Origin of the sequence: Actinocatenispora sera (assembly GCF_018324685.1) — a bacterium.
Classification (GTDB): Bacteria; Actinomycetota; Actinomycetes; order Mycobacteriales; family Micromonosporaceae; genus Actinocatenispora; species Actinocatenispora sera.
The window spans coordinates 3,414,378-3,428,450 of sequence record NZ_AP023354.1 but is presented as its reverse complement, the minus strand read 5'-3'; the positions used below and the strand labels follow the sequence as shown (position 1 = coordinate 3,428,450).

At 73.0% G+C, this 14,073-nt stretch carries 13 protein-coding genes; 8 read left to right on the top strand and 5 right to left on the bottom strand.

The genetic code is table 11. The annotated features are described in order from the left end of the window. Positions 1-40 precede the first annotated feature (40 nt). Complete coding sequence (locus Asera_RS16485; RefSeq protein ID WP_051802854.1) at positions 41-754, bottom strand: hypothetical protein; 714 nt, start codon at positions 752-754, stop codon at positions 41-43. Beyond that, positions 751-2,145 carry a flavin-containing monooxygenase gene (locus Asera_RS16480; protein ID WP_030448954.1) on the bottom strand — a complete coding sequence of 465 codons (1,395 nt, stop codon included), beginning with the start codon at positions 2,143-2,145 and terminating at the stop codon, positions 751-753. The genes Asera_RS16485 and Asera_RS16480 overlap by 4 nt, the downstream gene beginning before the upstream one ends. Before the next feature lie 179 nt (positions 2,146-2,324). Here Asera_RS16480 and Asera_RS16475 point away from each other — a divergent pair, with 179 nt between their 5' ends. Together Asera_RS16475 and Asera_RS16470 are read left to right on the top strand one after the other, a co-directional pair. Further along, complete coding sequence (locus Asera_RS16475; protein WP_030448953.1) at positions 2,325-3,545, top strand: ornithine cyclodeaminase, nickel-pincer nucleotide-dependent; 1,221 nt, start codon at positions 2,325-2,327, stop codon at positions 3,543-3,545. Between the two features lie 169 nt (positions 3,546-3,714). Then, entirely contained in the window at positions 3,715-4,020 is a 306-nt protein-coding gene (locus Asera_RS16470; protein WP_157035116.1) for a hypothetical protein, read from the top strand. A 124-nt stretch (positions 4,021-4,144) separates the two neighbouring features. Here Asera_RS16470 and Asera_RS16465 read toward each other — a convergent pair whose 3' ends face one another. After that, positions 4,145-5,266, bottom strand: a complete 1,122-nt coding sequence (locus tag Asera_RS16465) for a serine hydrolase domain-containing protein (protein WP_030448951.1) — start codon at positions 5,264-5,266, stop codon at positions 4,145-4,147. 146 nt (positions 5,267-5,412) lie between these two features. On the opposite strand from Asera_RS16465, the gene Asera_RS16460 reads away from it, so the two are divergent. From Asera_RS16460 to Asera_RS16445, 4 genes are all read left to right on the top strand, one after another. After that, the gene (locus Asera_RS16460; protein WP_157035115.1) at positions 5,413-5,931 is read left to right on the top strand and encodes a hypothetical protein; all 519 of its coding nucleotides are present in this window, start codon (positions 5,413-5,415) and stop codon (positions 5,929-5,931) included. A 140-nt stretch (positions 5,932-6,071) separates the two neighbouring features. Continuing rightward, entirely contained in the window at positions 6,072-6,881 is an 810-nt protein-coding gene (locus Asera_RS16455) for a ribosomal L7/L12 family protein (RefSeq protein ID WP_051802852.1), read from the top strand. Positions 6,882-7,325: 444 nt separating this feature from the next. Beyond that, entirely contained in the window at positions 7,326-7,670 is a 345-nt protein-coding gene (locus tag Asera_RS16450) for an excalibur calcium-binding domain-containing protein (protein WP_084132566.1), read from the top strand. A 37-nt stretch (positions 7,671-7,707) separates the two neighbouring features. Further along, positions 7,708-8,322 carry a class F sortase gene (locus tag Asera_RS16445; RefSeq protein ID WP_084132564.1) on the top strand — a complete coding sequence of 205 codons (615 nt, stop codon included), beginning with the start codon at positions 7,708-7,710 and terminating at the stop codon, positions 8,320-8,322. A gap of 1 nt (position 8,323) precedes the next feature. On the opposite strand, the gene Asera_RS16440 is transcribed toward Asera_RS16445, so the two are convergent. After that, positions 8,324-10,066 carry a pyruvate dehydrogenase gene (locus tag Asera_RS16440; protein WP_030448946.1) on the bottom strand — a complete coding sequence of 581 codons (1,743 nt, stop codon included), beginning with the start codon at positions 10,064-10,066 and terminating at the stop codon, positions 8,324-8,326. A gap of 148 nt (positions 10,067-10,214) precedes the next feature. Here Asera_RS16440 and tdh point away from each other — a divergent pair, with 148 nt between their 5' ends. Next, on the top strand, positions 10,215-11,255 hold the full coding sequence (tdh, locus tag Asera_RS16435) for an L-threonine 3-dehydrogenase (protein WP_030448945.1): 1,041 nt from the start codon (positions 10,215-10,217) through the stop codon (positions 11,253-11,255). An 11-nt stretch (positions 11,256-11,266) separates the two neighbouring features. Further along, positions 11,267-12,451: a glycine C-acetyltransferase gene (locus Asera_RS16430; protein ID WP_030448944.1), complete on the top strand. Its 1,185-nt coding sequence runs from the start codon at positions 11,267-11,269 to the stop codon at positions 12,449-12,451. A 240-nt stretch (positions 12,452-12,691) separates the two neighbouring features. Here Asera_RS16430 and Asera_RS16425 read toward each other — a convergent pair whose 3' ends face one another. Then, positions 12,692-13,876, bottom strand: a complete 1,185-nt coding sequence (locus tag Asera_RS16425; RefSeq protein WP_051802850.1) for an MFS transporter — start codon at positions 13,874-13,876, stop codon at positions 12,692-12,694. Positions 13,877-14,073: the final 197 nt, after the last annotated feature.

Sequence of the window (14,073 nt, the reverse complement as noted above, 5' to 3'; positions counted from 1 at the left end):
TCGGGCCGGGCCGGGGTGGGTGCCGGCGCGCTGGTCGAGATCAGGCGCCGGCCGGTAGGGCGGGCAGGGCGGTGCCGAGCCAGGCCAGGATCGGTGCCGGGTCGGGCAGCGCGCCGCCGGCCGCCGACAGCCACTCCGACTGCGCGCTGTAGCGCACCGCGAGGGCGCTGAGCGCCTTGTGCTCGCCGCCGTCCGCGGACGCGAACAGCAGCGGCGGCGAGACCGCCGGCAGCCGCGGGTCGCGGCCGAGCAGCAGGGTGGCCCCGAGCCGGGGACGGTTCAGCAGCACGCTCAACCCGGGCATCCGGCGCCCCGGCAGCCCGACCGGGTCGATCAACACGGCGGCGGCGGCCGGGTACCGGTGCAGCGCGTGCGCCACCACCCAGGCGCCGGTACCGCGACCGACCAGTACCGCCCGGCGCGGCAGCGCCGCCGCCTCCTGCACCACGTCGTGTACCCACTCGCGCCGGGTCACCGCGAAGCGCGGCCCCGGCCGTACCGTGGCGCCCAGGCCGCGCGGGCTGACCGCGGCGGCGAGGTGGCCGGCCTCGGCGGCGGCACCGAGCCACGGCTGCAGTGCCGCGGCGCCACCGGGGTCGTGGATGTCCGCGACGAACAGGATCGGTGGCGCGTCCGTCTCGGTCGACGGCGCCGCCCGCAGCACCTGCCGGGTCGTCGGCCGTACCGGGCGGGCCCACTCCCACCGCTGCCACACCCGGGTCGGCGCGGTCCGCGCCGTCACCTCGCCGCTCACTTCGTCCCCTCCAAGCTGGCCAGCGCCTGTCCGAGCGCGGCAAGGTACCGGTGGTGCCCGACGTCGAACCGGTGCCGCGCGGTCGCGGCCATCCGGGTCTGCAGGTAGCGGCGGTCCAGGTCGCGCTCGGCCCGGCGCAGCAGCGCGTCGGCCCGGGCCGGCGACTCGATCCGGGACCGCAGCAGCCGCGCGATCAGCACGGTCTGCCAGTGCACCAGGCCGAACTGGCCGGAGTCCGGGTCGATCAACCCGGCCACCGACAGCGTCGGCCGCTTCGGGTTGAGCAACTGCAGGTACAGCCGCGGCTTCTGCTCGTCGCCGCCGAGATGCTCCGGCGCCAGGAAGTCGAACCTCGGCCGGTACCCGGTCGCGAACACGACCAGCTGCGGGTCGGCGTCGGTACCGTCGGTGAACAGCACCCGGTTGGAGGTGAACTCGGCGATGCCCGGCTTGGGGGTCACGTCGCCGTGCCCGAGGTGGTACATCAGCTGGCTGGTGACCACCGGGTGCGCGCTGAACGGCCGGTGCGTCGGCCTGGCCAGCCCGAACCGGGCCGGCCGGCCCGCGGTGAGCCGCAGCAGCGCCCGGTACCCGAGGCGCCGTGCCCACAGCGGCAGCCGCAGCGCCCGGGTCAGGTCGTCGAGCTGGTCGGCGGGCCGGCCCAGCAGGTACTTGGGGGTCAGCCACTCGCCGTGCCGGGTGGAGTGCCAGGCGGTAGCGGCCTGCTGCGCGGCGGCGACGGCGATGTCGCAGCCGGAGTTGCCGCCACCGATCACCAGTACCCGCTTGCCCCGCAGCTGGGCCGGATCGGAGTAGCCGGCGGAGTGGATGATCTCGCCGGTGAACGCCTCCTGCCCCGGGTACTCCGGCCGGTACGGGTGCCACAGGTGACCGTTCGCCACCACCACCGCGGCGTAGGACAGGGTGCGGCTCGGCCCGCCGCCGGTGCCGCGCACGGTGATCTCCCAGCGGTGCCCGTCGGTCGCGGTGACCTCGACCACCTCGGTACCGAACCAGACGTGCTCGCGCAGGCCGAAGTGGTCAGCGTAGCGCTCCAGGTAGGCGAGCACCCGCCGGTGGTCCGGATAGTCCGGATAGGAGTCCGGCATCGGGAAGTCCGGGAACTGGGTGAACGGGCGGCTGGAGACCATGTGCAGGCCGAGGTACATCGGGCTGCGGTCGGCGCCGACGTCCCAGCCGCCGCCGACACCGGTCTCCCGCTCGTAGCAGTCGACCTCGAAGCCGTGCTCGCGCAGGTTCTTCACCGCGGCGAGCCCGGACGATCCGGCGCCGATCACGCACACCGCGTCGCCCCGGTCGTACACGCTGCGCCCGGCCGGTCCGGCTGGCTCGGTGGATCGGTCCTCGTCGATGCCGCCACCGTCGGTCACGCTTGCATCCTCCTTGCCGGTTTCCGGTTGTCCCCCGCACGCTGACAGCGCAGCGTGATGAATACTCGCGAGCATTGGGCGAGTTGTCCACCCCTCCCCCGGCGGCGAGCGCGGGCGGTGGCCTAGGTTGCAAGGGGGCGCACCAGCAACGGGGCTGGCGGCAGTCGTGGGGGTTGGGCATGCATGAGACCGAGACCGTCGAGGTCCGCGGACACATCCTGGATTCGGGCGTACTGGCGCGCATCCTCGACGACGTCCTGGAGTACGGCGGGGACTACCGGATCGAGCAGCTGGACGTGGGCCGGCAGCATTCGGACGAGTCGACCGCGCGGCTGGAGATCGGCGCCGACGACGCCGAGCAGCTGTCCCGGATCCTGATGCGGTTGCAGACGCACGGGGTGAACGCCGTCGCGCCGGGCGAGGCGGTGCTGCGGCCGGCGCCGGCCGACGGCGTGTTCCCGGACGACTTCTATTCGACCACCAACCTGGTCACCCAGATACATACCGGCAACCACTGGCTGACGGTGGCGAACCCGGAGATGGACTGCGGCATCGTGGTCGCCGCGGACGGCTCCACCGCGCACACCCTGCCGGTGTCCGACGTCCGCGCCGGCGAGCGCGTCGTCTGCGGCGCCGACGGGGTACGGGTGCTGCGGCCGCCGGCGGAGTCCCGGGACGGCGACAGCTTCGGTTTCATGTCCTCGGCGGTGTCCAGCGAGAAGCCGCAGGCACTGCTGGTACGCCAGATCGCCGAGCAGATGCGGGCGGTCAAGCAGCGCGGCGAGAAGGTGCTGTGGGTGTGCGGCCCGGCGATGGTGCACACCGGCGCGGCACCGGCGATGGTCTCGCTGGTGCAGGCCGGGTACGTGGACGTGCTGTTCGCCGGGAACGCGCTGGCCGCGCACGACATCGAGTCCGCGATCTTCGGTACCTCGCTCGGCGTCGACCTGGCCAAGGGCCGCGGCGTACCGCACGGGCACGAGCATCACATCCGCGCGATCAACAAGATCCGGGCCGCCGGTTCGATCGCGAAGGCGGTCTCGTCCGGCGTGCTGACCAGCGGCATCATGCACGCGCTGGTGGCCAACGACAAGCGGTTCGTGCTGGTCGGCTCGGTCCGCGACGACGGCCCGCTGCCGGACGTGTACAGCGACGTGATCGAGGGCCAGCGGGCGATGCGGGCCGAGCTGCCCGGCGTCGGCTTCTGCATCATGGTCGCGACGATGCTGCACTCGATCGCCACCGGAAACATCCTGCCGGCGTCGATCCCGCTGGTGTGCGTGGACATCAACCCGGCCACGGTCACCAAGCTGGCCGACCGGGGCAGCGCGCAGGCCGCCGGCATCGTCACCGACATCGGCCTGTTCACCGAGCAGCTCGCCGAGGAACTCGGCGCCTGAGCGATGCCGATGGGCCGCCCGTGGCACCGCGTGGCGTAGCGCACTCGGGCGACGCGCCGGGAAAGCGTTCGGTTGCGCTTCGGCGGCGGGTAACCTCACCGACGGCGATCCGTGGGGCGGTGGGGGCACCGTCGAGTCACCGGACGCCACGTCGACGGAGGTGGTCGCGATGCCGGTCGTACCGGCCTCGCCAGGACACGCGCCGAGCACCCACCAGGGTTCTGACGGCGGCGATCGGACCAATGCGGACCGGGGTTACGAGCTGTTCCGGCTGTGGTGCGAGCTGACCGGCCGGTCGCCGCACCAGGTGCCGGTCGACGAGGTCGCCGCGTTCCTCGGCCGGCCCGAGGTGCGGGCGCTGTCCCGGGTGCCAGCCGAGGTGCTGCGGGATGCGGCCGGCCCCGCCCGCCGCGGCTCGTCGCTGCCGGTGGAACGCTGGCTCGCCACCGTCCGCATCGTCCGCCCCCACGCCTGAGCGCCCGACACCGGGCGCGGCCGATGCGTGGCGAGCCGGTGGGGCGCGCCACGGTGGTCAGTGCGGTTCGTGGTGCTCCGCGGTCACCAGCCCGAGAAACGCCCCATCTACGCCTGATCACCGATCAGTCGGTGCGGGCCCGGCAGAGGGCGCCGATGGTCAGCTCGGACTGGGCGTCCTCCAGGTTCCACCCGTGCCGCTGGTAGGCGTGGTTGCTGACCCAGAACACCATCCGGTCGTCCCGCAGCGAGCGCGCGAACACCGCGAGCGACCAGGTGTCGCCGCCGTCGTGCCAGGCCACCTCGCCGACGTCGGTGTCGGACAGTACCCAGCCGTCGCCGTAGTGGTCGTCCGAGTCCGCCATCCGGACGTGCCGGCCGAACAGCTGCCGCTTCGCCCACGCCGACAGCACCGACTCCCCGGTCAGCGCCCGCTGCCAGCGGAACAGGTCGCGCGCGCTGGACAGCATGCCGCCGTTGCCGCGCAGGTTCCAGTACGGGCCGTCCGCCGCCCACGGGTGATCGAACGGCCGGCCGTGCGACCGGTCCCGGTCGTCGTACTCCACCGCCACCTGGCCGCGCCGCCAGCGCGGCAACACGTACCCGGTCCGCGTCATGCCGGCCGGGGCGAACAGGTACCGGTTCAGGTACCGCTCGTAGCTCGTCCCGGCGGCGTGCTCGACGATCGCCGCGAGCAACCCGTACCCGACGTTGGAGTAGCGGAACTCGCGCCCCGGCGCCGAGCGCAGCCGGGACGCGAGGGCCGCCCGTACCATCGTTTCGCGCGACACCGGGTCGTAGTCGTCGCCGAGCGACTCGGCCAGCCCGGCGGTGTGCGTCAGCAACTGGCGCACCGTGATCCGCCGCTTGTCGGCCGGTACCGGACCGAGGAAGCGGCCGATCCGGTCGCCGAGCCGCAGCCTGCCCTGCATCGCGAGCTTCAGGACCGCCACCGCGGTGAACTGCTTGGTGATCGACATGACGTCGTAGACGGTGTCGCAGCCGGCGCGGCGGTGAGCGCGCCGGTCCGCCCAGCCAACCCCCCGGCAGTACCGGACGTGGCCGCCGGCGGCCACCAGCACCGTGCCGCTCGCGCCGGCCGGGAACGTCCGCGCGACGAACGGCGCCACCGGTTCCGCCCGCCACGGACAGCGCACGTCCGCCATCCCGTCGCCGCAGCCGGTCAGCGTCACCGCCGCCACCACCAACACCGCCACCGGACCCAGCCGGCGTACCCATCGCCTCATGGGCCCCACGCTGCCGGCGGCCGGCCGCGGCGAACAAGAGTCGAGCCGTTCGAGTCCGTGCGAGACACTGGCCGGACAGCGGGACAACACGTTCTGGAGCGTCGATCGGACGGGGCCCTGAACCGGCCGCCGCGAAGGGAGTGCACATGCCGGAGACCGCACCGCCCCGGCCGCCCACGCCGGTGGACGCGGCAGCGTTCATGACCGAACTGCGGCGGCTCAAGGCCTGGTCCGGGCGCAGCTACCGGCAGCTGGAACGGTGCGCCCGCGCCGCCGGCGACACGTTGCCGTACTCGACCACGGCGAGCATGCTCGGCCGGGACCGGCTGCCACGGGAGGAGCTGCTCGTCGCGTTCGTCCGCGCCTGCGGCATCGACGACGCACGCCCGTGGGCCGCTGCCCGCGCCACCCTCGCCCAGGGCGCCCCTGCCGTGCCCCACCCCACCGGCCAGCAACCCGCACCGGCGGGCGGGTGCCAGCCGTCGACGGTCTCGGCGGACTCCGCGGTACGGGACCACCCGGGGTCGCGGTGGGCGCGGCCGCCACGGCAACTGGTCGCGGCTGCCGTACTCCTGGTCGCGGTCGCCGTCGCGCTGACCGTCGGCGTCACGTACACCCTGGGCCGCCACACCGCGAACGTCAGCCACACCGTCCTGGACCGCTGACGCTCGCGTACCCGCCGGCCGGAGCGCAGCGGAGGGGCAGGAGCGCAGCGGAGGGGCAGGAGCGAGCGGCGGGGCGGACGGTCGTACCGCGGCAACCGGGCTCCGGCCGCCCTCGTGCGAACACCTTCTACGCTGCGGGCATGACTGGTGCCGTGGTGGGTGCGTTGGTGGCCGTCGGCGTGGTGATCCTCGGATTGCTGCTGGTCGTGGCGGTGCGACGGCGACGGGCGCCGGTGCTCGGGGACGTCTCGCGGCTGGCTACGACGCGGTGGCCGGGCGCCCCGGCCGCTGGTGTCGACCAGGCCGGGCCGGCGGCGCTGCCGGACGCCGGCGCGGTGCCGGGGGTCGCCGAGCTGCTGGGCCGCAACGATCAGATCGGCGCGGTCAAGGCGTACCGCGACCAGACCGGCGCCGGCCTGCGGGAGTCGAGCCAGGCCGTGCGTCGGTGGATCGTGGCCCATCGCGGTACGGCCGACGCCGACGCGGTGCGACGCCTGCTCGCGCAGGGGCAGACCATACGGGCGATCAAGCTCTACCGGCAGCAGACCGGCGTCGGGCTGGCCGACGCCAAGCGGGCGGTCGAGCAGATCGCGGCCGGCACCGACCTGGCGGGCGCCGGGCCGGCCGGCGACCCGGCCGACCCCGCCGAGCTGCGGCGGCTGGTGCGATCCGGCCGGAAGATCCAGGCGATCATGCTGTACCGGCAGCGGACCGGCGCCAGCCTGCGCGAGGCCAAGGAGACTGTCGAACGCCTCGGCGCCACCGGGCCGCTCCCGGCGCAACACCCGGACCAGGGCCTGGGACCGGACCCGGCGCAGGGACCGGACCTGTCCGAGGTACGGCAGTTGCTCCACGCCGGGCGCAAGATCGAAGCGATCAAGGTGTACCGGCAACTGACCGGCGTCGGCCTGCGCGAGGCCAAGGCCGCCGTCGAGCGCGGCAGTTGGTAGCGCGACCCGCCCACCACTCCCGAGTGGCGACCAGCGCCTCCGCGTCGGCATCCGGAACCCGTAGGCCGACGCGAAACATCACACCCAGGGCGCGTAGCAGCGGGGATCGCGGCGACCGTGGGGCCGCGTGTACCGGGCAGGTGCACCCCCTCCCGCCCGGCAAAGTGGCCGGCAGCCGGCGCGGCGACAGCCGCGTCGCTCACCTGCTCGATCTGGACCAGAACGAGGTCACGACGTTCCCGCTGGATGCCGCGCGGCAGGCGGTCGAGCACCCCGCCGCGCACGCCGGCCCGTTCCGCCGCACAGCCATCACCCGACACCCGGCCGGCAGGACAAGTCCTGAAATTCACGCTCATGAATGACCCAAGCTGCTGTTTGCGTAATCAATCCGTTACGAGTAGTAACCTTGCCGTGTTCCGAACGAGTGACACGCAGGAGGGAATCATGCTGGCTAGAGCAGCGCTTGCGGTCGGAACGCTGGCCGTGATGGCGATCGTTCCGCTGTCCGGGGTGGCGCACGCCGCCGACCTCGACTGCAAGGACTTCCGGTACCAGGAAGACGCGCAGCAGGTCTACAACCAGGATCCGAGTGACCCGAACCGGCTCGACGCCGACCACGACGGGATCGCCTGCGAGGACAACCCGCACCGGCCCGGCGGGAGCGGGAGCCAGGGTGGCGGGGACAACGGCACGTCGTCGCAGGGCGGCGGGGACAACGGCACGGCGCCGCAGGGTGGCGTCGAGACCGGCGCCGGTGGGATGGCGCGAGTCGTGTGGCGGATGTCGTGATCGTCCGACACCGGACGGCCCGGGCCCGGCTGCGGCGATGACCGCGGCGACGCAACGCCGACGCCGTGGCCGTGGCGTTCCCGCGGCCGCGGCGTCGCTGCTCGCGGTGCTGCTGACCGCGGCGTGCGCGGCAACCGCCGGTGGCGGCACGACACCTGCCGCCCCGCACCGGTCCGCCCATCCCACGGCCGGGCTGATCGACACCCAGGCGGCGGATCCGATCCGGATCCGCGTACCGAGCATCGGGATCGACGCGCCGGTCGACCCGCTCACCGTCGACGCCAAGGGAGTCCTGCCTGCACCGACCAGCTTTCACCGCGCCGGCTGGTGGCGAGCCGGGCCGGAGCCCGGCGAACGCGGGGCGGCGGTGATCGTCGGGCACGTCGACTCGTACCGGGGGCCGGCGGTCTTCTTCCGGCTGCCGACCATGCGAACCGCGGCGAAGATCCTCGTGGACCGGGCGGACGGTTCCACCGTGGTGTTCGCCGAGCAACGTATCGAGCGGCGCCCGAAGGACGCGTTCCCGACCGATTCCGTGTACGGCCGGACCGCCGATGCGCAGCTGCGGCTCATCACCTGCGGTGGCCGGTTCGACCAGGTGCAGCGCCGCTACCTCGACGACGTCATCGTCTTCGCCCGCCGGATCCGGTGACTCACGGGCGGGGAATGTTGCGCAGGTTGCTGCGGGCCATCGCAAGCGCCTTGCCGACGCCGCCGGTCAGCACCGTCCGCGACATCGACAGGGCGAAGCCGCTGACCTGCTCACCGGTGATCTTCGGCGGCAGCGACAGCGCGTTCGGGTCGGTGACCACGTCGATCAGTGCCGGCCCGGGCGCGTTCAGCGCCTCGCGCAACGCATCCCGTACGTCCGAGGGCTCGGTGACCCGGATGCCGGTGGCGCCGGCGGCGCGGGCGATCGCCGCGAAGTCCGGGTTGCGGTAGGACGTGCCGTGCGCCGGCAGGCCGGCGACCAGCATCTCCAGCTCGACCATGCCCAGCGACGAGTTGTCGAACAGCACCACCTTCACCGGCAGGTCGTACTGCAGCAGGGTGAGGAAGTCGCCCATCAGCATGGAGAAGCCGCCGTCGCCGCACAGCGCGACGACCTGCCGGCGCCGGTCCAGCAGCTGCGCGCCGATCGCCTGCGGCAGCGCGTTCGCCATCGACCCGTGGCTGAACGAGCCGATGATGCGGCGCCGGCCGTTCGGGGTCAGGTAGCGGGCCGCCCACACGTTGCACATCCCGGTGTCCACGGTGAACACCGAATCCGCGGCGGCCACGTCGTCGAGCTGATCGGCCACGTACTCGGGGTGGATCGGCTTGTGCGTCGTGACGTTGCGGGTGTACGAGCCGACCACGCCGGACAGCAGATCGGCGTGCCGGCGCAGCATCCGGTCCAGGAACGCGCGATCGGGCTTGGCGTCGACCAGTGGCAGCAGGCAGTCGATGGTCTGGGCCACGTCCCCCCAGACACCGAGGTCCATCGTGGACCGCCGGCCCAGGTGCTCGGCCGCGACGTCCACCTGCACGATCCGGGTGTTCTTCGGCATGAACGCGTCGTACGGGAAGTCGGTGCCGAGCAGGATCAGCAGGTCGCAGCCGTGCATCGCGTCGTAGCAGGCGCCGTAGCCGAGCAGCCCGGACATGCCCACGTCGTACGGGTTGTCGTACTGGATGAACTCCTTGCCGCGCAGCGCGTGCCCGACCGGCGCGGACAGCTTCTCGGCCAGCGCCATCACCTGCTGGTGCGCGTCGGCGCAGCCGCTGCCGCAGAACAGGGTGACCCGGCGGGCCTGGTTCACCAGCGTCGCGAACGCGGCCAGGTCGGCGTCGGTGGGCCGTACGTGCGGGCGGTCGGCGACGATCGCGTGCTCGTACGAGCCGGACGGGGCCTCGGCGGCGGCGATGTCGCCGGGCAGCGAGACGACCGCGACACCCCGCCGGCCGACCGCGTGCTGGATCGCGATCTGCAGCGTGCGCGGCATCTGCCCGGGATCGGAGATCAGCTCGCAGTAGTGACTGCACTCGGTGAACAGCCGGTCCGGGTGCGTCTCCTGGAAGTAGCCGGTACCGATCTGACTGGACGGGATGTGCGAGGCGAGCGCGAGCACCGGCGCGTAGCTGCGGTGCGCGTCGTACAGCCCGTTGATCAGGTGCAGGTTGCCCGGCCCGCACGAGCCGGCACAGGCGGCGAGGTGGCCGGACAGCTGCGCCTCGGCGCCGGCGGCGAACGCGCCGGCCTCCTCGTGCCGTACCTGGATCCACTCGATGCCGTCGGTACGCCGCACCGCGTCCACGATCGGGTTGAGGCTGTCGCCGACCACCCCGTACAGCCGGCGCACGCCGGCCGCCGCGAGCACCCCGACGAACTGGTCGGCCACCGTCCGTTTCGCCATGAACCGACGCTAACCGCGCCGCCCGCCCGCTGCAGCGAAACCGCTGCCCCGGCCGACGACGAACCGGGTGGATCGTGAAGATCCGCTAACAAGGGCGTTCAGTAACGTTCGATGGACGCGGGACCGGTTGGCGACGCACTCTGTTGGAGTGAAAGCGCTGGTCAAGGCGGCTCCGGGGGCGGGGCTGCAGCTGCTTGAGGTGCCCGAGCCGACGGTCGGGCCGACCGATGTCAAGATCCGCGTGCTGCGTACCGGTCTGTGCGGTACCGACCTGCACATCGAGGCGTGGGACGACTGGGCGAAGGCGTCCATCGATCCGCCGCTGGTGGTCGGGCACGAGTTCGCCGGCGAGGTCGTCGAGGTCGGGCCGTCGGTGACCACCGTGTCGGTCGGCGACCTCGTCTCCGGCGAGGGACACCTGGTGTGCGGCCGGTGCCGCAACTGCCGGGCCGGCCGCCGCCACCTGTGCATCCGTACCGTCGGGTTGGGCGTGCAGCGCGACGGCGCCTTCGCCCAGTTCCTGACGCTGCCGGAGAGCAACGTCTGGGTGCACGGCCGCGGCGACATCGACCTGGACGTGGCGGCGATCTTCGACCCGTTCGGAAACGCGGTGCACACCGCGATGGCGTTCGAGGTGTTCGGCGAGGACGTCCTGATCACCGGCGCCGGCCCGATCGGCATCATGGCCGCCGCGGTGGTCCGGCACGCCGGCGCCCGGCACGTGGTCATCACCGACGTCTCCGAGTACCGGCTGCGGCTGGCCGAGAAGGTCGGTGTGAGCCTGGCGCTGGACGTCTCGACCACGCCCATCGAGCGGGCCCAGGCGATGCTCGGCATGCGGGAGGGGTTCGACGTCGGGCTGGAGATGTCCGGCCAGCCGTCCGCGCTGCGCGAGATGATCGCGAACATGACGCACGGCGGCCGGATCGCGATGCTCGGCCTGCCGTCCACCGAGATCGCCGTCGACTGGAACAAGGTCGTCACGCACATGCTCACCATCAAGGGCATCTACGGCCGGGAGATGTTCGAGACCTGGTACCGGATGTCGGTGCTGCTGGAGCGCGGCCTGGACCTGTCCCCGGTGATCACCGGCCGGTACGGGTACACCCAGTACGCGGACGCCTTCGCCGAGGCGCGCTCCGGCAACTGCGGCAAGATCGTGCTGGACTGGACCCGCGAGACGATCTGAGGAGAGTGCTGATGTTCGACCGGATGCGCGAGGACCTGGCCGCGACGCTGCAACAGATCCGCGCCGACGGGCTGTACAAGGACGAGCGGGTGATCACCAGCCCGCAGGACTCCGGCATCACCGTCGCCGACGGCAGCTCGGTGATCAACTTCTGCGCGAACAACTACCTCGGCCTCGCCGACCATCCGGCCCTGATCGCCGCGGCGAAGACCGCGCTGGACGAGCGCGGGTTCGGCATGGCGTCCGTCCGGTTCATCTGCGGCACCCAGGACATCCACAAGCAGCTGGAGCGCAAGCTGTCGGAGTTCCTCGGCACCGACGACACGATCCTCTACAGCTCCTGCTTCGACGCGAACGGCGGCGTGTTCGAGACGCTGCTGTCCGACGCCGACGCGGTCATCTCCGACGAGCTGAACCACGCGAGCATCATCGACGGGATCCGGCTGTGCAAGGCGCGCCGGTTGCGGTACTCCAACCGCGACATGGCCGACCTGGAGCAGCAGCTGAAGGACTCAGCGGACGCCCGGTACCGGCTGATCGTCACCGACGGCGTGTTCTCGATGGACGGCTACTACGCGCCGCTCGCCGAGATCTGCGCGCTGGCGGAGCGGTACGACGCGCTGGTGATGGTGGACGACTCGCACGCGGTCGGGTTCGTCGGCCCGAACGGCCGGGGCACCCCGGAGCGGGCCGGCGTGCAGGACAAGGTCGACATCGTCACCGGCACGCTGGGCAAGGCGCTCGGCGGCGCGTCCGGCGGGTACGTGGCGGCCCGCGCCGAGATCGTCGAACTGCTGCGGCAGCGCTCCCGGCCGTACCTGTTCTCCAACTCGGTGGCGCCGTCGATCGTGGCCGCAGCCCTGGCCACCCTGGACCTGCTGGAGTCGTCCGGCGACCTGCGCGAGAAGCTGACCGCGAACACCGAGCTGTTCCGCGCCGAGATGACCGCGGCCGGCTTCGACCTGCTGCCCGGCGAGCACCCGATCGTCCCGGTGATGATCGGTGACGCCGCCCGCGCAGCGAAGCTCGCCGACCTGCTGCTGGCCCGCGGCATCTACGTGATCGGCTTCTCCTTCCCGGTGGTACCGAAGGGCAAGGCGCGCATCCGCGTCCAGCTGTCCGCCGCGCACTCCACCGAGGAGGTCAAGCGCGCCGTCGCGGCCTTCGTCGACGCCCGCGCCGAGCTCGACGCCTGACCGACGGCGGCACTCCCCGGCCGTCGACGGACGGCGCTCCGCTCCCCGTTGTCCACAGCCCTCCCGGTTGTCCACAGCGGACGCGGTCGACCGCGACACGCCGGCTTTCCCGACTAGACTGGCCTGCGGGGGATCCCCCTGGGAGCGGTGGGCTGGACCGTTGGGCTGAGCCGTTGAGCCGGACCGTTGGGCTGAGCCGTTGAGCCGGCCGATCGGTGGAACACCCGGGCCGTTGCACCGTCACCCGCGGGGCGATGCGGGCACCAGCCGGCGCAGGACGGTGAGCGCGGCGAGGATCGCGGTGCCGGCACCGGCCAGGAACGCGGCGACCGGCCCGTACCGGTCGACCAGGGTGCCGGACAGCGCCGCCCCCACCGCGTTGCCGATGCCGAAAGCGGTGACCAGCCAGGTGAACGCCTCGGTCACGGTGCCGGCCGGCGCCAGCCGCTCGACCAGCGCGAACCCGCAGGTCAACACGGCCGGCAGGGACAGCCCGGCGAGTACCGACAGGCCGATGGTGCCGGCCAGTCCGGGCTGCGCGGCGAGCGGCAGGTAGCCGACCGCGAGCAGCAGCGCGACCACCCGCAGCCGGGCGGACAGGTCGCGCGCCGCCGGTACCAGGGTGTAGCCGACGCCGCCGAGCAGCGCGCCGAGCCCGTTCGCGGCGATGAACCAGCCGGCCAGTGATCGGCCGCCGACGTGCTCGGCGTAGGCGGTGGCGCCGACCGAGAACGTGCCGATGGTGAACCCGGTCAGCAGCAGCGAGACCAGCAGCCGCACCAGCCGGCCGGAGCGCAGCGGGCCGGCCGGATGCCGAGCCCCGGTGCGCTCCCCGCGCCAGGTCCGGGGCTGCGGCGCCGAGGCGAACGCGGCCACCCCGAGCACACCGAGCCCGGCGGCGACCAGTACCCCACCGGCCGGCCCGATCAGCCGGACCGCGCCGAGCACCAGCAGCGGGCCGAGCACGAACAGGATCTCCTGCGCCGCCGCGTCCAGCGAGTACGCGGCGTGTAGCCGGTCGGCCGGCACCACCCGCGGCCACAGCACCCGCAGGCACGACTCCAGCGGCGGGGTGGCGGCCCCGGCCAGCAGGATCGCGACGATCGCGAGCGCACCGTCGACCGGTACGACGGCGAGCGCGGCGAACCCGACCCCGGCGACGAGCGCGGCGCCCAGCAGTACCGGTGGCTGCCGAGAGCGGTCGATGACCCGGCCGAGCAGCGGGCCGCCGAGCGCGCTGCCGGCGGCGTAGAGGCCGGACAGCAGCCCGGCCAGGGCGTAGTCGCCGCCCCGGCCGCGAACCAGCAGCAGCACGGCGAGCGCGGCCATGCCGGTCGGCAGCCGGCCGAGCAGCGACGCACCGAGCAGCCGTACGGCGGGGCGACGGGACAGCACCGCGATGGTCGGCGCCAGCGGACCGTTCACCGGCCCTCCTGCCTCGCCGCGCGACCGAGGCGGCTTTCGCGGCTTGCACGCTGCGGCGCGCTCGATGGCCGGACCAGCGCCGATGCCGACGGGGTACGGACGAGTGCGGCGGGATTCGGGCAGGGCATCGAAAAACAGGACATCGATCCTCCAGGTACGGCCAACGCGATGATCAGGGCATTTCAGGCGCAACGCGG